This window comes from Delftia sp. JD2 (assembly GCF_001682645.1).
Taxonomy (GTDB): Bacteria; Pseudomonadota; Gammaproteobacteria; order Burkholderiales; family Burkholderiaceae_C; genus Comamonas; species Comamonas acidovorans.
On record NZ_LFJT01000074.1, the window covers coordinates 1 to 17,899 of the forward strand.

Annotated in this window: 18 protein-coding genes; 7 read left to right on the forward strand and 11 right to left on the reverse strand. The window is 65.9% G+C overall.

The window, feature by feature from the left end; all coding sequences use genetic code 11:
• Positions 1–1,493, reverse strand: a 1,493-nt coding sequence (locus ACM14_RS26670) for a TonB-dependent siderophore receptor (RefSeq protein WP_175403316.1), incomplete at its 3' end; no start/stop codon positions are given.
• A 152-nt stretch (positions 1,494–1,645) separates the two neighbouring features.
• Here ACM14_RS26670 and ACM14_RS26675 point away from each other — a divergent pair.
• Together ACM14_RS26675 and ACM14_RS26680 are read left to right on the forward strand one after the other, a co-directional pair.
• On the forward strand, positions 1,646–2,410 hold the full coding sequence (locus ACM14_RS26675) for a response regulator (protein ID WP_013802320.1): 765 nt from the start codon (positions 1,646–1,648) through the stop codon (positions 2,408–2,410).
• Positions 2,410–3,843: an ATP-binding protein gene (locus tag ACM14_RS26680; protein WP_065347831.1), complete on the forward strand. Its 1,434-nt coding sequence runs from the start codon at positions 2,410–2,412 to the stop codon at positions 3,841–3,843. The genes ACM14_RS26675 and ACM14_RS26680 overlap by 1 nt, the downstream gene beginning before the upstream one ends.
• On the opposite strand, the gene ACM14_RS26685 is transcribed toward ACM14_RS26680, so the two are convergent.
• The 6 genes from ACM14_RS26685 to ACM14_RS26710 all read right to left on the reverse strand — a co-directional run bounded on the left by ACM14_RS26685 (position 3,844) and on the right by ACM14_RS26710 (position 8,852).
• Positions 3,844–4,674, reverse strand: a complete 831-nt coding sequence (locus tag ACM14_RS26685) for a SprT-like domain-containing protein (protein WP_065347832.1) — start codon at positions 4,672–4,674, stop codon at positions 3,844–3,846.
• Between the two features lie 41 nt (positions 4,675–4,715).
• On the reverse strand, positions 4,716–5,300 hold the full coding sequence (locus tag ACM14_RS26690; protein WP_065347833.1) for a flavin reductase family protein: 585 nt from the start codon (positions 5,298–5,300) through the stop codon (positions 4,716–4,718).
• 37 nt (positions 5,301–5,337) lie between these two features.
• Complete coding sequence (locus tag ACM14_RS26695; RefSeq protein ID WP_065347834.1) at positions 5,338–5,970, reverse strand: NAD-dependent dehydratase; 633 nt, start codon at positions 5,968–5,970, stop codon at positions 5,338–5,340.
• A gap of 78 nt (positions 5,971–6,048) precedes the next feature.
• The gene (locus tag ACM14_RS26700; RefSeq protein WP_043823061.1) at positions 6,049–7,149 is read right to left on the reverse strand and encodes an alkene reductase; all 1,101 of its coding nucleotides are present in this window, start codon (positions 7,147–7,149) and stop codon (positions 6,049–6,051) included.
• A gap of 115 nt (positions 7,150–7,264) precedes the next feature.
• Positions 7,265–7,846 (reverse strand): TetR/AcrR family transcriptional regulator, encoded by a 582-nt coding sequence (locus ACM14_RS26705; protein WP_065347835.1) that lies wholly within the window; start codon positions 7,844–7,846, stop codon positions 7,265–7,267.
• A gap of 55 nt (positions 7,847–7,901) precedes the next feature.
• Positions 7,902–8,852, reverse strand: a complete 951-nt coding sequence (locus tag ACM14_RS26710; RefSeq protein ID WP_065347836.1) for a LysR family transcriptional regulator — start codon at positions 8,850–8,852, stop codon at positions 7,902–7,904.
• Positions 8,853–8,975: 123 nt separating this feature from the next.
• Here ACM14_RS26710 and ACM14_RS26715 point away from each other — a divergent pair, with 123 nt between their 5' ends.
• The 5 genes from ACM14_RS26715 (at position 8,976) to ACM14_RS26735 (ending at position 14,474) form a co-directional block, all read left to right on the forward strand.
• Entirely contained in the window at positions 8,976–9,992 is a 1,017-nt protein-coding gene (locus tag ACM14_RS26715) for a tripartite tricarboxylate transporter substrate binding protein (protein WP_065347837.1), read from the forward strand.
• Between the two features lie 4 nt (positions 9,993–9,996).
• Positions 9,997–11,913 (forward strand): AMP-binding protein, encoded by a 1,917-nt coding sequence (locus tag ACM14_RS26720; protein ID WP_065347838.1) that lies wholly within the window; start codon positions 9,997–9,999, stop codon positions 11,911–11,913.
• A 193-nt stretch (positions 11,914–12,106) separates the two neighbouring features.
• Positions 12,107–12,835: a DUF4198 domain-containing protein gene (locus tag ACM14_RS26725; protein ID WP_013802332.1), complete on the forward strand. Its 729-nt coding sequence runs from the start codon at positions 12,107–12,109 to the stop codon at positions 12,833–12,835.
• Between the two features lie 197 nt (positions 12,836–13,032).
• On the forward strand, positions 13,033–13,773 hold the full coding sequence (gene modA, locus ACM14_RS26730; RefSeq protein WP_065347839.1) for a molybdate ABC transporter substrate-binding protein: 741 nt from the start codon (positions 13,033–13,035) through the stop codon (positions 13,771–13,773).
• Positions 13,774–13,808: 35 nt separating this feature from the next.
• Entirely contained in the window at positions 13,809–14,474 is a 666-nt protein-coding gene (locus tag ACM14_RS26735) for a molybdenum ABC transporter permease (protein ID WP_065347840.1), read from the forward strand.
• A gap of 40 nt (positions 14,475–14,514) precedes the next feature.
• Here the strand turns inward: ACM14_RS26735 and ACM14_RS26740 are convergent, their stop codons facing one another.
• The 4 genes from ACM14_RS26740 to ACM14_RS31850 all read right to left on the reverse strand — a co-directional run bounded on the left by ACM14_RS26740 (position 14,515) and on the right by ACM14_RS31850 (position 17,281).
• A complete protein-coding gene (locus ACM14_RS26740; RefSeq protein WP_065347841.1) occupies positions 14,515–15,228 on the reverse strand; it encodes a hypothetical protein in 714 nt (237 codons plus the stop codon).
• 107 nt (positions 15,229–15,335) lie between these two features.
• Positions 15,336–16,208, reverse strand: a complete 873-nt coding sequence (locus ACM14_RS26745) for a hypothetical protein (protein WP_065347849.1) — start codon at positions 16,206–16,208, stop codon at positions 15,336–15,338.
• Between the two features lie 14 nt (positions 16,209–16,222).
• A complete protein-coding gene (locus tag ACM14_RS26750; protein ID WP_254662145.1) occupies positions 16,223–16,642 on the reverse strand; it encodes a hypothetical protein in 420 nt (139 codons plus the stop codon).
• A 60-nt stretch (positions 16,643–16,702) separates the two neighbouring features.
• Positions 16,703–17,281 carry a hypothetical protein gene (locus ACM14_RS31850; protein WP_139093504.1) on the reverse strand — a complete coding sequence of 193 codons (579 nt, stop codon included), beginning with the start codon at positions 17,279–17,281 and terminating at the stop codon, positions 16,703–16,705.
• Positions 17,282–17,899 lie beyond the last annotated feature (618 nt).

Sequence of the window (17,899 nt, forward strand, 5' to 3'; positions counted from 1 at the left end):
CGGCTGGCGCCGCCGTTGTTCGCCTGCCAGCGGTCGTAGCGCAGCGCCGTCTGGGCCTGCCAGCGCGGCGAGAAGGTGATGGTGTCGTTCACATACACGCCCGCGTTCTGCACCGTGGCGCGCGCGCTGCCCGCGCCCACCACCGTGGGCGTGCCCGGGAAGATGGTGGCCGGGTCGGCCATGTCGAAGCCCAGCGTCCCGGTGGGCAGGTCCATGCTGCGCTCGCGGTCGCCATAGGTCTCGCGGTACAGCTCCAGCCCTGCCGTGAGGTCGTGCTTGAAACCTGCCGTCTCGAAACTGGTGCGCACATCGGTCTGGTTGTTGGCGATGGTGTAGCGCTTGGACACTGGCACCGAGGCCAGGCGCAGCGAGGCATTGGCGCCCGCCGTGTTCACCAGGCCGTAGTCGCCATAGGACAGGATGCCGCCCGGCGCCGTCACCAGCCCGCCCAGGCCTACATAGCCCAACGAGTTCTTGCTGCTGCCGCTGTTGAAGCGCGCGGGCGCCAGCACGCTCCAGTTGTCCGAGCGCTCGTAGCGGAACTGGTTGCGCACCGTGGTCGCGGGCGAGAGGTCATGCTCCACGCGGGCCGTCACCATATCCGTGCGCGACTGCTGGGTGTAGAGGTTGGAGGCGCCGTACCAGGCATTGCGCGGCACGCCCGGCATCACCTGGCCGCCCGTGCCGCGCTGAATGGGCAGGCCGCCATCGGGTGTGTTGTCGTCCACCTGGTGGAAGACGTTGACCACGGTGCGCGTGGAAGTGCCCAGGCCGTGGGCGAACGAGGCTGCCAAGCCGTAGCGGTCGTAGTCCACCCCGTTGCGGCCGGCCACGTCGTTCTGGTGCTTCATGAGGTTCAGGCGCACGGCGCCGGACTCGCCCACGCTGCGGTTCAGGTCGGCCGTGGCGCGGCGGTAGCCATCGCTGCCCACGCCCACCGAGCTGTTGTAGAACGTGTCGCGCCTGGCTTCCTTGCTGACCAGGTTGACGCTGCCGCCCACGGCGGACACGCCCGACTCCACCGAGCCCGTGCCCTTGTAGACCTCGGCCTGCTCCAGGTTGAAGGTGTCGGTGCGGCTGGCCATGCCGCCGTCGCGCACGCCGTCGATGGTGATGGCCTGCTCGGCCGAGAAGCCGCGGATGGTGAAGAAATCTCCCCAGCCCAGGTTGCCCTCGCCCGAGGTGAAGGTGATGCCGGGCACGTTCTGCAGCACCTCCTGCAGGCTCTGGGCGTTTTGCTCGCGGATCAGCTCGGCCGGCACCACGCTGATGCTTTGCGGCGTGTCGCGCAGCGGCTGGGTGAGCTTGGGCGACTGCACGGCGGCGGGCTGATAGGCCGGCGCCTCACGCGTGGAGCGGACCTCGACCGTGTCCAGGGGCGATGCCGGAGCGGCCGCAGTCTGGGCGACGGCCAGGGTGGAGAAGGCGCCCAGCGTCAGCGCAAGGCTGGTGGACAGGGCCGGAGGGAAACTGCTGGAGTGCTGAGAAGACATGGCGACGAATCACTAGAATGAAAATCGTTCTTATTGACGAGCAGGACTCTAGTGACGCGACAGCGCAGACAGGCCAGCGGCCGCCGGGCAAATGCAATGCTCCATTGCACAGGCCGCCGCCACAACATTCCATTACAAAACGCCATGCGCCAATGCAATCCATGAGTGCACCAGCCGCCGCATCCCCGGCCGCCCAGGGTCCGCGCATCCTGGTGGTGGACGACGATCCCGACATCCGCGAGCTGCTGTGCGACTACCTGCGCGCCTCGGGCATGCGCCCGGCCGCCGTGGGTGACGGCCAGGCCATGTGGGACTGGCTGGGCCGGCATGCGGCCGACCTCATCGTGCTGGACCTGATGCTGCCCGGCACCGACGGCCTGGCCCTGTGCCGCAGCCTGCGCGAGCGCACCCACATCCCCGTGGTCATGCTCACGGCGCGCGGCGCCTTGCTGGACCGCATCCTGGGCCTGGAGATGGGTGCGGACGACTACCTGCCCAAGCCCTTCGATCCGCGCGAGCTGCTGGCGCGCATCAAGGTGGTGCTGCGCCGCGTGGCCCAGGCACCGGCGCCGGCCAGCGAGCCGGAGCATCTGCCCGTGCTGCGCTTTGCCGGCTGGACGCTGGACATGCGCGCGCGCGAGCTGCGCTCGCCCCAGGCCGTGCTGGTGCCGCTGGCCCAGTCCGACTACCGCGTGCTCTGCGCCCTGGCCAGCAACCCGCACCGCACGCTGAGCCGCGACTACCTGGCCGACCATGTGTTCGGCCGCGAGCGCCAGGCCCAGGACCGCGCCATCGACGTCTGCGTCAGCCGACTGCGCCAGCACCTGGAAGACCCCGCGCGCCAGGCCAGCCTGATCCGCACCGTGCGCAACGCCGGCTACGTGCTGACCTGCGACGTGGTGCCGCAGGCATCGTGATGGCTTGGATGCAGGCCGGCGCGCTGCTGCGGCGCCTGTGGCCGCAGACGCTGTCCGGGCGCGTGGCCCTGATCCTTGTGGCCGGCATGCTGGCGGCCCAGGCGCTGACGGGCACCATCTGGTGGGAAAGCCGGCGCAGCCAGCTGCTGGAGGTGCCGCTGCGTCTGCTGGGCGCGCGCGCCGCCGATTCGCTGCTGCTGCTGTCCTCCCTGCCGCCCGAGGCGCGGGCCGCCGCCGTGGGCACGCTGAGCACGCAGGGCTACCAGCTGACCCTGATCGATGCGGCCCGTGCGCGGCGCCTGATGGAGGACCTGGCGTCCGCTCCCGCCGATGCGGCCGACGCCATGGCCGGCGATCTGCTGGCCGATGTGCTGGCACGGCGCGTGGGCGCGGCCGTGCCGTTCCACTTGCTGGCGCTGGAGCTGCATGGCGGCGCAGAGACCCTGCTCACTGCCCATGAGCCCGAAGCCCATGTACGCATGCTGCTGGGCCTGGGCAACGGCCAGTGGCTGCAGGTACAGGCCGTGGAGGGAGAGGCCGGCTACCCCGTCAGGCCCTACTGGGCGCTGGCCGACTACGTGCTGCGCATCTATCTGCTGCGCATCATCGTGGTGGTTGTGGTGGCTCTGCTGGCCGTGCGCCTGGCCATGCGTCCGCTGGCGCGCATGGCCAGCGCCGCCGACGCGCTGGGCAAGGACCTCAAAAGCCCGCCCCTGCCGCTGGACGGCCCGCGCGAGGTGCGCCAGGCGGCCCAGGCCTTCAATGCCATGCAGCAGCGCATCGCCGATGGCGTGGCCGAGCGCACGCGTTTCTTTGCAGCCGTCTCGCACGACCTGCGCACGCCCATCACGCGGCTGCGCCTGCGCTCGGAAATGCTGGAGCCCGAAGCCCTGCGCGACAAATTCCGCCGCGATCTGCAGGAGATGGAAGCCATGGTCACCGCCACGCTGGACATGCTCACCGGCGCCGACGCGCGCGGCGAGCGCCAGGCGCTGGACATCAACGCCCTGGTGCAGGGCGTGGCCCAGGACCTGGACGAGGCGCATGGAGTGCACATCCCCATCACGGGCCGCGCGCTGCGCCCGCTCGATTGCTATCCCCACAGCCTGCGCCGCTGCCTGCAGAACCTGCTGGAGAACGCGCTGCGCTATGGCCGCGACGCCGAACTGCGCATCAGTGACAGCGACGATCTGCTGCGCATCGACGTGCTGGACCGGGGGCCGGGCATTGCCCAGGAGCAACTGGCCCAGGTGCTGGAGCCGTTCTACCGCATGGAGACCTCGCGCAACGCGGGCTCTGGCGGGTTTGGCCTGGGCCTGTCCATTGCCGATGCCGTGGCCAAGGCGCATGGCGGGCGCATTGTGCTGGGCAACCGGGAGGGGGGCGGGCTGGAGGCGGTGCTGGAGCTGCCGCGCAAGACTCCTGCCCACTGATCAATCCTGGGCCGCGAAGCCTTTGCCGCAATCGCCGCAGATCAGGTTCAGCCCCGGCTTGCCCCAGACATTGACGGGCGCCGCGCAACCGCCGCACCGGTACTTGACGCGCAGGGACTTGTTGACGGGCTGCACCATGGTCTCGCCGGTGGTGGAGCCCGGCACAGCCACCGAGGTGCCCACGGGCCGTACGGCTTCGGCCAGGGCGGGCACGGAGGACATGGGCGGCTGCGTGCCCTGCATGCCCTGGATCTGCGTGGCCATGCTCCACTGGCCCGTGACCACATGCTCGATGGCCGGGAAGCGGTCGTACCAGCTCAGTTGGAAGCGCGTGGTCAGCAACAGCTCGCAGGCCGCGAGGAAGGGGCCGCCTGCCATGGCGTAGTCGGCCATCATGTCGCCCGTGCGCCGGCCGCCGGGCCGGCCCGTGGACGAGGGCATGAGGCCCAGCGATTCCAGCTTGTCCGCCCATTCCTCGTTGTGATACCGCGCGCGGCCCGGCTTGCCGAAGTGGTGCTGCCAAAGGTGCGTCATCTCATGCACCAGGGTCTGCAGCGTCTCGATGATGGGCACGGCCGCGAAGTAGGCGGGGTTGAGCGCAATCTCGTCCGTGGTGCTGCCATCCAGCGACGCAAAGCGCGCCGCAGAGAAATAGCCGCAGGTGCGTTTCTCGCGCTGCAGCGTGATCAGGCAGTGGGGCAGGGCATCGTCGAACAGGCGCTGGTTGAAGTGCTCGTAGGCCTGCTGCAGTTCGGAATAGGTTTCGCGCGTGGGGACTGCGCGCGAAGAGGCAAGGGAAGGTGCAAGGGAAGAGGCGGTGGCCGAGAGCATGGCTGGATTGTGCAATACAGCCATGCCGCCATTGGCGAGTTTCAGGGCGATCCGTCCTGCACGTTCAACGCCTGCCCAATCGCATAAAACTGCCCACCCGCCACGTAGTGCAGGCTGCGCAGCGCGGGGTCGGCGTCCTCGAAGTGCCAGTGGCCGTCGCTGAACACGCGGGTGTCGGACCAGGCGCCGACGATTTCGGCGATGAACAGGTCGTAGGCCTGCTGGTTGTGGGGCTCCGGGATCAGCCTGCAGGCCAGCCAGCCGGCGCAGCCGTCCACGAAGGGCAGGTCGAACCCTTCCATGCCGAACAGCTGAACGCCGCTGGCGGCGAGCTTGCCGGCATCGGTGGAAAGGGTGTGCGTGCCGACCTGGTGCGTGAGCTGCAACTGGGCGGCCGTAGGCACCTGGATCACGAACATGCCGCTTTGCTCGACCAGAGCGCGCGTGGCCGTGGCCTTGTCCAGCACCACGGTGAGCTTCGGGGGCGCAAAGTCCAGCGCGCAGCACCAGGCTGCGGCCATGACGTTGTCCACGCCGCCATGGCGGGCCGAGACCAGGACGGTGGGGCCGTGGTTGATCAGCCGGTAGGACTTGGCGAGATCGACCGGGGCGATGTGCGGGTTCATGCGAGCTTTCTGAGAGGTTCTTGACTGTGCATGGTGTTCACTCGGCCAGCGCCTCGGAACCCACGATATGGACGCCGGGCCTGGCGTTGACAGCAGCCTCTATCAAGGCCTGGGCAATGCGGTGCGCGGGGTTGAGCCGCCAGCGCCGGGGAAGCAGCGGGCCCAGGGCGCCAAGAACGCCGACCATGGCGCGCTCACCCGCGCGGTGCTCGGTGCGCGGGCCGCTGATCAGGCCGGGGCGCACGAAGGTGAGGGAGGCAAAGCCTTGCGCCTGGAGGTCACGCTCGAGCTCACCCTTGACGCGGTTGTAGAAGATGCGCGAGCCGGCGTCGGCGCCCATGGCCGAGTTCAGCACATAGGTGGGCGTGCCGTGGCGATGGGCCAGGCGGGCGGCCAGCAGCGGATAGTCATGGTCCACACGCTGAAAAGCCGGCTGGCTGCCGGCTGTCTTGATGGTGGTGCCCAGGGTGCAGACCAGGGCGTCGGCGCGCCACCAGTCGGCATCTTCGGGCAGGCGTTCGAAATCGACGATGGGGGCGAGCAGCCTGGGGTGCTCCGGCAGCGCCCGGCGTACCGGGGCCACGACGCGGGTGATGCGGCTGTCGGCCAGGGCCTGTTGCAGCACCTGGCTGCCCACCAGCCCCGTGGCGCCCACGATCAGCAGTTGCATGGCTTGGTCTTTCGCTTGGTCATTCGATGGGGACGCAGGTCAGCCAGTGTGCCGCAGATCGTGGGGCGGATGGCCGGCTCAGGCGGCCACTGGCCAGTCCGTGTAGCCCTGGGCGCCGCCGCCGTAGTAGGCCTCGTGTGGGGCCACGGCCAGCTCCTTGCCGTGGCGCAGGCGGGCCACCAGGTCGGGGTTGGCGATGAAGGGGCGGCCGATGGCCACGGTGTCGATCAGGCCCTTGGCGCGGCGGTCCATGGCCAGTTCCAGGTCATAGCCGTTGTTGCCCATGTAGGCGCCGTCAAAGAGCTTGCGCAGCGCGTCCAGGTCCACGCCCGGCGGCAGTTCGCGCGAGCCGCCGGTGGCGCCTTCCACGACGTGCAGGTAGGCCAGGCCGAAGCGGTTGAGCTGGGGGATGAGGTAGCCGTAGAGGGCCATCACGTCGCTGTCCAGCGGCGTGTTGCCGGCGTTGGGTGTGACGGGCGACAGGCGGATGCCCACGCGGTCGGCGCCCCAGACCTTGGCCACGGTGTCGGTGACTTCCAGCGTCAGGCGGGCGCGGTTTTCGATGCTGCCGCCATAGGCGTCGCTGCGGTGGTTGGTGGAGTCGCGCAGGAACTGGTCGAGCAGGTAGCCGTTGGCCGAATGCACTTCCACGCCGTCAAAGCCGGCACGCTTGGCGCATTCGGCCGCATGGCGGTATTGCTCGACGATGCCGGGGATTTCGCTGGTTTCCAGGGCGCGGGGCATGGATACCTCGGCCACGCCGTTGGGCGTGAAGGTGACGCCTTCGGCCTTGATTGCAGAGGGGGCGACAGGGGCAACGCCACCGGGCTGCAGGTCCACGTGCGAGTAGCGGCCCACGTGCCACAGCTGGGCCACGATCTTGCCACCGGCCGCGTGCACGGCGTCGGTGACCTTCTTCCAGCCGGCGACCTGTTCCTCGGTCCAGATGCCGGGCGTGAGGTTGTAGCCCCGGCCCTGTGCGGAGATGTTGACGGCTTCGCTGATCAACAGGCCCGCGCTGGCGCGCTGGGCGTAGTAGGCGGCGTGCAGTTCGGTGGGCACGCCGTCGTCACCGGCGCGGCTGCGGGTCAGCGGGGCCATGACGAAGCGGTTGGCGAGCGACAGGCCGCCCAGTTGGGTGGGGGAGAACAGATCGGTGTGAAGGCTGTGGTCGGTCATGGTGTGCAGTGGTGGTGGTTGAACAAAAAGGAAGAGGGATGGGTAAGAGGTGAAGGGTTTGAAGTTGACCAGTCGTCTACAAGCAAGGCAAATAAAAAGCGGCGGCCAGGCCTGCTCAGCCCAGCAGCCGCTTCGTGGACACGAGCGCTGCGGCAAATGGCTCCTCATGCCGGCCCAGCTTGGACAGCAGGGAGGCGCCCAGCCACAGCTGGTACAGCGATTCGGCCAGCGCAGGCGCGTCCAGGTCGGATGTGATGGAGCCATCGGCCTGGCCGGCGCGCACGCAGTCGGTCAGCCGGGTGATGATGGCGTCGGTGCCGGTGCGCAGCACCGAGCGCATGTCGTCGGACAGGTCGCAGACCTCTGGGCCCAGCTTGACCACGAGGCACTGGCCTCCTGCATGGGCCGAGCACTGGTTCTGCGTCCAATGGCGGAAGTAGGTCATCAGCCGGAAGATGGCCGGATCGGGCGTCTCCATGAGCGCATCGATCTTGGCCAGGTACTCGTCGAAGTACTCCTGCAGCAGGGCCTGGCCGAACTCTTCCTTGGATTTGAAGTAGTAGTAGAAGGAGCCCTTGGGCACGCCCGCAGCCGCGACGACCTCGGCCAGGCCGACGGCCGTATAGCCTTTCTGGGTCATCAACGCCTTGGCCACATCAAGGATGTGCTGGCGTGTTTCCTGTGCGGGTTTCTTCATGGGATCGAAGTCTAACGTAAAAACCGACCAGTCGTCTACAAACTTTGTTCCAGCGTCATTCCGACGGTTGCAAGGCCTGCGCCGTGTCGGGCAAGTCACCCGGCCGGATGATGCGCGCAAGGCCCATCCTGTCGCTCAGAAAGTCGATCAAGGCGCGGGCGGCGCCGGACTGGAAGCGGTTGGGCATGTACAGCATGAACATGCGGCCCTGGTTGATGCTGAATTCGTAGTCCTGCATGGCCAGCACGACGCGGCCATCTTCCACCTGGCGGCGCACCATGTAGTCGGGCACCAGCCCCACGCCCAGGCCGCCGGTGATGCAGTCGCACAGGAAAGGGTAGCTGCGCGACATCAGCGTGGGCGTGATGTCCAGCTCCTCCAGCGGCTGGCCGTTCCGCGCAATCTGCAGGCGCACCTTGCCGCTTTCGCCGCCCGATGTGATGAGCGGCGTGCGCGACAGCTCGGACGGTGTCTCCGGCAGGCGGTGGCTGCGCAGCCAGTCGCTGGAGGCGCACAGGCTGTAGCGCACCGGCCCCATGTCGCGCGCCACCAGCATGGGCGGCGGGTCGGACATGACGCGGATGGCGATGTCCACGCTGTCCTTGAGCAGGTTGTCTATGAAGTTTTCCAGGCGGATGTCCAGCACCACCTGCGGATGGGCGCGCTTGAACTCGATCAGCCACGGCGCCATGACCAGGTGGCCGTAGCCGGTGGGCACGCTCAGCCCGATCTTTCCCGAGATGTCGTCCGTGCTGCTTTGGGCCAGCTCGCGCACCAGTTCGGTCTCGTTGAGGATGTTGCGCGCATGGCGGTAGATGCGCTGGCCGACCTCGGTGGCCTCCACGCCCTGGGGCGTTCTGCGCAGCAGCGATGCGCCCAGGGACTTCTCCAGCCGGGCCAGGTGGTAGCTCACGTTGGCCCGCGACATGTTCAAGAACTTTGCCGCCTGGCTCAGGTTTCCGTGTTCGATGATCTGGACAAGGATGTTGAATGCCAGGAGATCCATGCGTTGCGGTCCAAGGGGGTGTCAATATTGTTTGACATGATGTCAACCGCCGCCGCCATTGTCAAAGAGGGTGCGCTGGGCAGAATGGGCCAGCCAGAACACATAAACATTCAAGGAGACAAGATGGCAGGCATCACAAAAAGACAGGCGTTGGCCAAGGGCATGGCGCTGGGCGCCATCGGCGTGGCTGCGTTCGCATCGCTGTGCGGCGCGGCGCAGGCCAATACCGATACCGGCGCCTGGCCCGACAGGCCGATTCGCCTGGTCGTTCCCTTCCCGCCGGGTGGGCCCACCGATGGCGCGGCGCGCGTCTACGCCGAGGCGCTGGCGCGCCAGCTGGGCCAGCCCGTGGTGATAGAGAACAAGCCCGGCGCATCGGGCGCGGTGGCGGCAGGCCAGTTCCGCACGGCAGCGCCTGACGGCTATACGCTGATGATGATGGTCACGCCCACCATCATGGCGCCGCATTTCTTCAAGAACGTCAAGTTCCACCCGGCCACGGATTTCGCCCCGGTCACCAAGATCTATGACCTGCCCAATGTGATTGCGGTCAATGCGCAGTCTCTGCCCAAGGTGACCGACCTCAAATCGCTGTTCCAGTACGCCAAGGCGCAGCCCGCCACGCTGGACTACACCAGCTCCGGGGCGGGCAGCTCGGGCCACCTGAGCATGGAGCTGATGAAATCCGCCAAGCTGCACACCATGCAACACGTGGCCTACAAGGGCAGCGCGCCCGCCATGAACGACACGCTGGGCGGCGTGGTGCCGGTGATCTATGCGGACATGGTGTCGGCGCTGCCCCATATCCGCAGCGGCCGGCTGAGGGCGCTGGCGGTGGGCACGCCGCAGCGCGTGAAGGCGCTGGACGGCGTGCAGACCATGGCCGAGCAGGGCTTTGGCGGCTATGAGGCATCGTCCTGGGGCGGCCTGGTGGCACCCAGGGACACGCCGCGCGCCATCATCGACAAGCTCAGCGCCACCTCGCGCCAGCTGCTGGCCACCGACGAGGTGCGCGACCGCTTCGAGAAGATCGGCGTGACGGCCGCCTACCTCAACCCCCAGGACACCGAGGCCCTGATCCGCAGCGACTACTCGCGCTGGGGCGAGGTGGTGCGCACCAACGGCCTGGGCGCGGAGTGAGCCCATGGCCATGAGTCCTATCCCTGCGCAATCCATGTTCCGGCCCCTGCGGGCCGTGCGTTCCCTGGCCGATGTCGAAGCCATCGAAAGCCGGCCCATGGCGCAGCTGATCACCGCGGCTTCGGTCTACGACCTCTTTTGCAACTCTGCGCGTGAGCACGGCCAGGGCAGGGCGCTGAGCTTTCTGCCCCAGGCCGGCAGCGTGGATGATGCCCGGCACCTGAGCTATGCCGAACTGCTGGGCAAGATCCACCAGACGGCCAACGCCCTGCATGCGCTGGGCATGGGCGCCAGCGACACGGTGGCCATCCTGCTGCCAGGCTGCATGGAGTACCACTTTGCGCTGTGGGGCGGCGAGGCGGCGGGCATCGTGCAGCCCATCAATCCGCTGCTGAGTGCCGAGAAGATCTCTGCCCTGATGCGGACCACGGGCGCGCGCTTTCTGATCGCCTGGGCGGACGAGGACGATGCCGGCATCCGCGAGAAAGTCACGGCGCTGGATGCGGATCTGGCGCATGTGCTCTGGGTCTCGCATGAAGGCCGGGCTCTCCAGGCGAATGGACAGCGCTGGCCCGCCAGCGATCTGCATGCCGCCCTGGCCGCCCAGCCCTCCGACCGGCTGGTGAGCGGGCGCCAGCTACAGGCCGGCGACGTGGCGGCCTACTTCCATACCGGGGGCACCACGGGTGCGCCCAAGATCGCCGTGCAGACGCATGGCGCCCAGGTCTACACCGCCTGGGCCAGCGTGCAGATGCAGGGCCTGAACACGGCCGACCGCACCATCAACGGCTACCCGCTGTTCCATGTGGCGGGCGTGCTGCCGGGCTCGCTGGCCTGCTTCTCGGCCGGAGCCCACGTCATCATTCCGACCACCGGTCTGTTTCGCAACAAGGCCGTGATTGCCGGCTTCTGGCGCATGGCGGCACAGTGGAAGCCCACGCTGATGTCGGCCGTGCCCACGGTGCTGGCCGCGCTGGTGGAGGTGCCGCTGCAGGGGGCCGATGTGTCCTCCATCCGCTACTTCCGCACGGGCGCCGCGCCGCTGTCGCCCGAGGTGGCGGCGCGCTTCAAGGCGCACAGCGGCTTCCATGTGCACGAGAGCCTGGGCATGACCGAGATGACGGGCATCTCCACCATCACGCCGCCCGGCCTGCACGCGGCGGCCGGACATGTGGGCCTGCGCCTGCCGTTTGCGCGCCTGGCCGTGCGCCGCATGGGGCCGGACGGCCGGCCATCAGGGCAGGAAGCCGCGCCCGGCGAAACCGGCATGGTGGTGTTCCAGTCGCCCAACCTGTTTTCCGGCTACCTGGGCGGCATTGAGCCGTCCAGCTACCTCACCGATGACGGCTGGCTGATCACGGGCGACCTGGGCTCGGTCGGCGACGATGGCCTGCTGCGGCTGCGCGGGCGTTCCAAGGACGTGATCATCCGCAGCGGCCACAACATCGATCCGCAGGTGATAGAGCAGGCGCTGGAGCGCCATCCCGCCGTCAAGGCCTGCGCCGCCGTGGGCGCGCCCGATGCCTATGCGGGCGAGGTGCCTGTGGCCTTTGTCGCGCTCCACCCCGGGGCCCAGGCTGATGAGACCGAACTGCTGGCCTTTGCTGCAGCCGGCGTGGACGAAGCGCCTGCGCGCCCGCGCTATGTGCGCATCATCGATGCGCTGCCCACCACCAACGTGGGCAAGGTCTACAAGCCGCGCCTGCGCAGCATGGCTGCGGAAATCTACGCTCGCACCCTGGTGGCCCAGGCGCATGAGCGCATGGGCCTGCCGCTGCCGCCCGCGGCCAGCACCACGCATGCGGAAGGCGAGGGCTTTGTGCTGCGCCCGGCCAGGACGGCTGACCAAAGCCCTTGGGAGCAGGCCGCCGAGGCGCTGGCATTCACGGGCGAGCCGGTGTGCATCGAGGATGCCGCCTGAACGCTGGGCCGGACCCCATTGCAGCCACCTGGTGAACTGCGCCGGGGCGGTGTGCAATGCGCATAGAATGCAAACCATTCTCATTCAATAATCAATGCGGCGCCATGTGGCCGCACCCCACCCCCAAGCACGTTCATGCCGTCGGCCCGTTATGGCGCCGATGGCTGTTTTTTTGTCCTTTGAGGAAGCTGCAATGAAGAAACACTGGATTCTTGTCTCCGCACTCCTGGCCGCCAGCGGCGCCAGCCAGGCCCACCAGATCTGGCTGGAACAGCCGGCCGGCGAAACCGCCGTGATCCGCTTTGGCGAGTTTGGCGACAACCTGCGCGAGACATCGCCGGGCCTGCTCGACAAGTTCGGCAAGCCCGTGGCCACCCTGGTGTCTGCCCAGGGCGAGAAGGCGGCCGATGGCCGCAAGACCGGCACCGGCTTTGCGCTGCCCTTCAAGGCCGGCCAGGGCGACAGCATCGTGGCCGAGGATGCCGGCTACCCGCTGTACACCAGCAAGAAGGGCGAGCAGGAACTGCGCAACTGGTACCACCCGGCCGCGCGCCTGATCACCGGCTTTGCCGCCCAGGCCCCGCGGCTGACGCTGGATGTCGTGCCCTCTGGCAAGGCCGGCGAGTTCAAGGTCATCTACAAGGGCCAGCCGCTGCCCAAGGCCAAGGTGGTTCTGACCGTGCAATCGGGCTGGAGCAAGGAAGCCCATGCCGACGAGCAGGGCCTGGTGCAGTTCGACATGCCCTGGAAGGGCACCTACGTGGCCGAAGCCACGCACGACGAGCGCAGCGGCGGCGAGCGCACCGGCCCGAACGGTGCAGAAAAATACGACGGCGTGCACTATGTGACCTCGGTCACCTACGTCAAGCCCGAAGGCGTGGCGCCCATCGCTGCCGGCCCTGCGGCCAAGCCCAACAAGTAAGCGCTGCAGACGACGCCCCCTTGAACGAAGACGCAGGCTGCCATGACTGCCAGCCTCCATGTGTCATGCATGGAGGTTTTTTTACGGGCGTTGCAGCAGGCGTGCAGGGGTGTATGCAGTAATTCGTCGTATACGATTGAACATTTCGTAAAGAGAGGAGCGTGGGCTTCAACGCCGCGTTCTAGAGGAGGAAATCCATGTTCAAACGCATACTGTCCCGCGGCCTGGCGCCGCTCCTGGCGCTGTTGTTGGCTGGCTCGGCCAGCCTGGCCCATGCCGATGAAGGCCTGCTGCTGGCCGCTGGCGCCGGCTACCGCAAGCCCGTGCTGGAACTGCTGCAGGCCTTCGGCCAGGCCACGGGCATTCGCGCCGAGGCCAGCTTTGGCAACATGAAGCAGATCGAGACGCAGGCCCGCCAGGACCCGGAGATCGCCGTGCTGATCGGCGACCGCGCCTTTGTCGAGCCCATGCAACTGGCCGAGCGCTACATCACGCTGGGCCAGGGCCAGCTGGTGCTGGTGGCCTCGCGCGGCCAGCGCCTGGAAAGCGTGCAGGACCTGGCCAGGCCCGAATTCAAGCGCATTGCCATCGCCGACCGCAGCAAGGCCGTGTACGGCAACGCGGCGCGCATCTGCCTGGAGCGCCTGGGCCTGGCGCAGACGCTGGGCGAACGCCTGGTCGAAGTGGCCACGGTGCCCCAGGTCAGCGCCTATGTGACCACCGGCGAGGTGGACGCAGGCTTTGTCAACAAGACCGAGGCCCTGGTCCTGAAAGACCGCGTGGGCGCCAGCGTGCCGGTGGCGGCCAGCTGCCATCCGCCCATCGAACTGAGCCTGGCCGTGCTCAAGGGCCGCGCCTCATCGCCGCAACTGCAGGCGCTGCTGGACTTCATCGCCACGCCGCAGGCCCGCCAGGTACTGGAGCGGCACGGCCTTTGATGGGCCACCTAATCCCTGCTGGCAACTGACAGTCCATGACCGACTCCGTTTGCGCCCAGGCGCCGCTGGCCCTGACCGCGCATGTCATTGCCTGGAGCCTGATGCTGCAATTGCTGGTGGGCGCAGGCCTGGGCTGGCTGCTGGCACGGCGCCGGTTTGCGGGGCGCCAGCTGGTCGATGCACTGGTCAGCCTGCCGCTGGTGTTTCCGCCCATCGTGCTGGGCTATGGCCTGCTGGTGCTGCTGGGCCGGCAAGGGCTTGTCACCCAGATGCTGCCGGCCGTGCTGCGACCCGACATCGTGTTTTCGCAAACGGGCCTGGTCATTGCGGCCTTCATTGCCGGGTTGCCGCTCATGGTCAAGCCCACGCAGGCCGCCTTTGCAGGCACTTCGCCACGCCTGCTGGAGGCGGCGGCCATGCTGGGGCACCGTCCCTGGTCGGTGTTCTGGCGCATCGAGCTGCCGCTGGCCCGGCGCGGCATTGCGGCCGGCCTGATCCTGTCGGGGGGCCGTGCGTTGGGCGAGGTCGGCCTGTCGCTCATGCTGGGCGGCAACATCATCGGCCGGACGGAAACCCTGTCACTGGCCATCTACAACAATGTGCTGGACGGCAATCTGGCCTGCGCCAATCAGCTCTCTGTGATGCTGGGCGTGCTGGCCATGGCGGCCTTCATGGTGCTCAGGCGGTTTGGCGCGCTGTGAGCAGCGGGCAGGGCCGGGCAGGGCGCAAGCTGGAAAGAACTCAGGGCAGGAACGGCGAAGACAGCAGCCGCAAGCCGATGGAAAACCACCGCTCCTGCGTGCTGCTGCCTGCGCGGTTGCCGTAGGTGGCATCGATCTGCACATGTCCAGGCACCAACCAGTAGCGCAGGCCCATCTGGTAGAAGGGCTTGCCCTGGTTCTGGCCGAATGTCTCGGCAATCAGCCAGGTGCTCTGGCTCAATTGGGCCTCGGTGGCCAGTCCCCAGGTCATGAGGTTGCGATGCGCCTGCGCCGTGCGCAGCCAGCCCACGTTGGTGTGGAAGAACAGCCGGTCATCGCGCAGCGAGAACGTGACGGGCACATAGGCGTACAGATCTCCCCGGCCCTGGCCCTCGTCATTCGGATGCCGGGCATTGCCCACGGCCAGGCCCCAGCCCCAGCCATTGGGCTGCAGTTCCTTGAACAGGGTCTTGCCCTGGATCACCACATCCGTGGTTCGGCTGCTGCCGTCCTCTCGCGTGCGTGCCGCGCCCAGCGTCAGCTCCAGATTGCCCGTGAAATTGCAGGCCGGCTGCGCCCAGAACTCCGTGCTGTCCTTTTTGGACTTGACCCAGCTTTCCAGCTGGCAGGACTTGGCATCGACGATGCGGGCATCGTCCGTGATCATGGGTCGGGCTGCATGGGCCGGGCCGGTGCTGAGACAGGCTGCCAGGCCCAGGGCTGCCGCCGTCCAGAGGGAGTGGGAATTGCGCATGGCCCGCCATCCTAAAGCCGAAAAATGACGCCACCAGAACATTGCTGTGCCAGGAGCGCCACAACAACGGCTGTGCACGGATTTACCCCATATGGCCCTATATGCCTTTATATGGCTGGCACATCGAGGCACAGACGCAGACCCGCCATCTGCCCGGGCATGTTGGCCAGCGGCAGCTGAAGCTCCGTCAGCAGCATGGCCTGCTGCATGGGATGCTGAAACGGATAGAACGCCGCCGCACCGCCACGGATGCGCCACTCGCGCGGGCTGGCCTGCAGCCGGGTGAACGTGGCCACCGCCAACGCCGCCATTCCCCAGGGATTGGCGGCCGCGCGGTTGAGCCGACCATCGCCAAACTGCGTCAGGCACACATCACCGGACAGATCGCGCTGGGGAACTGCGTCCCCGCACACATACAGCCGCTCCGTGCCTGCCTTCGCAACGTACTCCCACTCATGGTCCCAAGGCAGGCGATAGCCCGTGGCGGCCAAAAAGCGCTGCGCTTCCTCTTGCGTGACATAGGCGGGAAACGGCCCGTCCTCGCTGGAGAAATCAGGCCGCTCCAGCCCATCGCACAACTCCACATGCTCTTCAATCACCCACTCGAACGTGGGAAAGCGGCCCATCAGAAACGCGGGCACATGCAGGGGACCGGCCTCCTGCGCTGCATGGACCACCGGCGCAATCAAGGACCAGTCCTCCGCAGGGATCGAATCGCGCAACGTCACCAGCCGCTGCGCCGTTGCCCCGTAGGTGAAATCGCCGCCCAGGACCAGGGTCAGCGCGGTCTCATGCTGCGCGTCGTAAAAGCAGGGAACCTCCCATGCCGCGCCCTCAGCAGGCTCTGTAGAGACGAATGGTTTGGCGAACTCGAAGCCGCGCGGCAGCCCCTCCAGAATGGCTTGGGCAATCTCTGCGCGGCGGGAGGGCAGGGTGGATTGCCATGATTGGGGGCTGGCGAGCTCGGGGATGGTGTGCATGGTCGGGACAAAAATCACATGACTTCAAACAGATGAAATTTGATGCTGTGCGGATTTTTGCCGAAATCTCCAGGCAGTTCGCCACGCATGGTCAGATCGCACCTCTTGTCTTGCCTGAAAACATCCATCTCGTAGCCCCAGCCTCCGTAATTCAATCGATAGACCCTGATTGAGGAATTTTCATCGTCGGCACAAATTTCATCTTCTTCCAGAATGATCTGGCTACCTATTGGAGGAGGTGCAAGCGAGGTGAAATCGTCTTTGCCGAGATAATTTTCCAATGCTTCAAAAGCCTCATCCATTTGCAGTGTGCTGATACCGAAGTGGGCTTCAAGGGTTTTCAGATCTTGGTGAAAGAATGCGGTCGCCAGCAAGCGGATGGATTTCTCTGCGGTCTCCAGATTGAGTGTGTGAAGATTTTGGGTTGTATTCATATGAATGGGTAGATTCCATGTCTGGAGCTTAAATAAAGATTGTAGAACCATTGGTGGAAATTATTTCAATATATGACCCTTGGATACTAATATTTGTTTTATTTTTCTAAGCTTCCTGTTACTCCTTCTCGCCAGTACTGCAGATATTTCAGCGAAGTCATTTTCAACAGCCTTGGTGGAGATTTTTCTGTTTTCCATATCATCGATTATTGCGGCATTGGTTTCAAATGTAAGAGCTAGAGGTTTTTCCTTGTGGTATGAAAATCTACAAACGCATAGATCATTAATGATGAGTGCGCCATCGGAGTTTTTGTTGTCAAGGAACAATCTCATGTTGGCTGGCTTATTAATCATCTTAAGGATGGTGGATAACCTGAATCCATGGAAATCAAGGCCGCTGCTCCATATTTTCCCTTTGAGCGTGTATATCTTGAAGTTGATTCCCTGTTTTCTATTCACTATGGAATAATATTTCTCGAATAATTCATGGTCATTCGGGTCTCCCTCTCTGGAAAATCCCGTGGATGCCAGGTCTTCTATGCTTTCTGGCACCATTGCTGATGGCTCAATATTCAGACATATTTCTCCAACTAAATATTTGTTTAAAATAATTCTTATCTTTGGGTAATCGATTGTCATAATGGAAGGGGTATGTATCCAACTGCATGGGCTTCAATAATACATTTGCCTTTTGCAAAGAGTATCGTGTGGCGGCAAAGAAAGTCAGGCAGTCGGCTCTGATTCTTAAGATGTTCAGTCCCACAGTGAGATGCCACGACCAGTAGTCCAAGAGTAGGCCGTGGTGCGGCCCAGACCCCTTGGCCCCGTTCGGCGGTGATCCAGTGGCGCACGATCTGGTCGCATTGGTACCAGTAGGTGCTGTGCTCTTCGCCCGGTCCCTGAGTCGTAGCGGCTGGACAGGGCGCCCTGGCTGAGGCGCACTTCGCGGTGCAGGGCGTCGCGTTCCATGTCGGCGATGACCTGGTGCGCGGCCGGAGGCTGGTCAGGGCCTTGCGCCGCAGCGATGTTGATGTGGTGCAGGTGGCCCGAGCCATAGAACAGCCAGTGCAGGGTGCGGCCGTCAGGCATGCGGGTGTGGGTGCGATTGCCCAGTTCGTCGTAGCCGTGCAAGAGACTGCGTTGCAGCTTGTGGCGGGCCGGGCCAAAGTCTGGAGAGTTTGGGTTTCGCTGAGCAACTGGCCCACGGGGTCATAGGCAAAGGCCAGGTGGGAGGCGGCGTTGCCGGCCTGGGTCAGG

Excerpts from the sequence above, each read along its gene's own strand:
- ACM14_RS26705 (WP_065347835.1), bottom strand. The coding sequence starts at position 7,846 with ATGAAGAAACCCGCACAGGAAACACGCCAGCACATCCTTGATGTGGCC.
- ACM14_RS31850 (WP_139093504.1), bottom strand. The coding sequence starts at position 17,281 with ATGACAATCGATTACCCAAAGATAAGAATTATTTTAAACAAATATTTA.
- ACM14_RS26750 (WP_254662145.1), bottom strand. The coding sequence starts at position 16,642 with ATGAATACAACCCAAAATCTTCACACACTCAATCTGGAGACCGCAGAG.
- ACM14_RS26700 (WP_043823061.1), bottom strand. The coding sequence starts at position 7,149 with ATGACCGACCACAGCCTTCACACCGATCTGTTCTCCCCCACCCAACTG.
- ACM14_RS26710 (WP_065347836.1), bottom strand. The coding sequence starts at position 8,852 with ATGGATCTCCTGGCATTCAACATCCTTGTCCAGATCATCGAACACGGA.
- ACM14_RS26725 (WP_013802332.1), top strand. The coding sequence starts at position 12,107 with ATGAAGAAACACTGGATTCTTGTCTCCGCACTCCTGGCCGCCAGCGGC.
- ACM14_RS26690 (WP_065347833.1), bottom strand. The coding sequence starts at position 5,300 with ATGAACCCGCACATCGCCCCGGTCGATCTCGCCAAGTCCTACCGGCTG.
- ACM14_RS26745 (WP_065347849.1), bottom strand. The coding sequence starts at position 16,208 with ATGCACACCATCCCCGAGCTCGCCAGCCCCCAATCATGGCAATCCACC.
- ACM14_RS26715 (WP_065347837.1), top strand. The coding sequence starts at position 8,976 with ATGGCAGGCATCACAAAAAGACAGGCGTTGGCCAAGGGCATGGCGCTG.
- ACM14_RS26720 (WP_065347838.1), top strand. The coding sequence starts at position 9,997 with ATGGCCATGAGTCCTATCCCTGCGCAATCCATGTTCCGGCCCCTGCGG.
- modA (WP_065347839.1), top strand. The coding sequence starts at position 13,033 with ATGTTCAAACGCATACTGTCCCGCGGCCTGGCGCCGCTCCTGGCGCTG.
- ACM14_RS26740 (WP_065347841.1), bottom strand. The coding sequence starts at position 15,228 with ATGCGCAATTCCCACTCCCTCTGGACGGCGGCAGCCCTGGGCCTGGCA.
- ACM14_RS26675 (WP_013802320.1), top strand. The coding sequence starts at position 1,646 with ATGCAATCCATGAGTGCACCAGCCGCCGCATCCCCGGCCGCCCAGGGT.
- ACM14_RS26685 (WP_065347832.1), bottom strand. The coding sequence starts at position 4,674 with ATGCTCTCGGCCACCGCCTCTTCCCTTGCACCTTCCCTTGCCTCTTCG.
- ACM14_RS26695 (WP_065347834.1), bottom strand. The coding sequence starts at position 5,970 with ATGCAACTGCTGATCGTGGGCGCCACGGGGCTGGTGGGCAGCCAGGTG.
- ACM14_RS26680 (WP_065347831.1), top strand. The coding sequence starts at position 2,410 with ATGGCTTGGATGCAGGCCGGCGCGCTGCTGCGGCGCCTGTGGCCGCAG.
- ACM14_RS26735 (WP_065347840.1), top strand. The coding sequence starts at position 13,809 with ATGACCGACTCCGTTTGCGCCCAGGCGCCGCTGGCCCTGACCGCGCAT.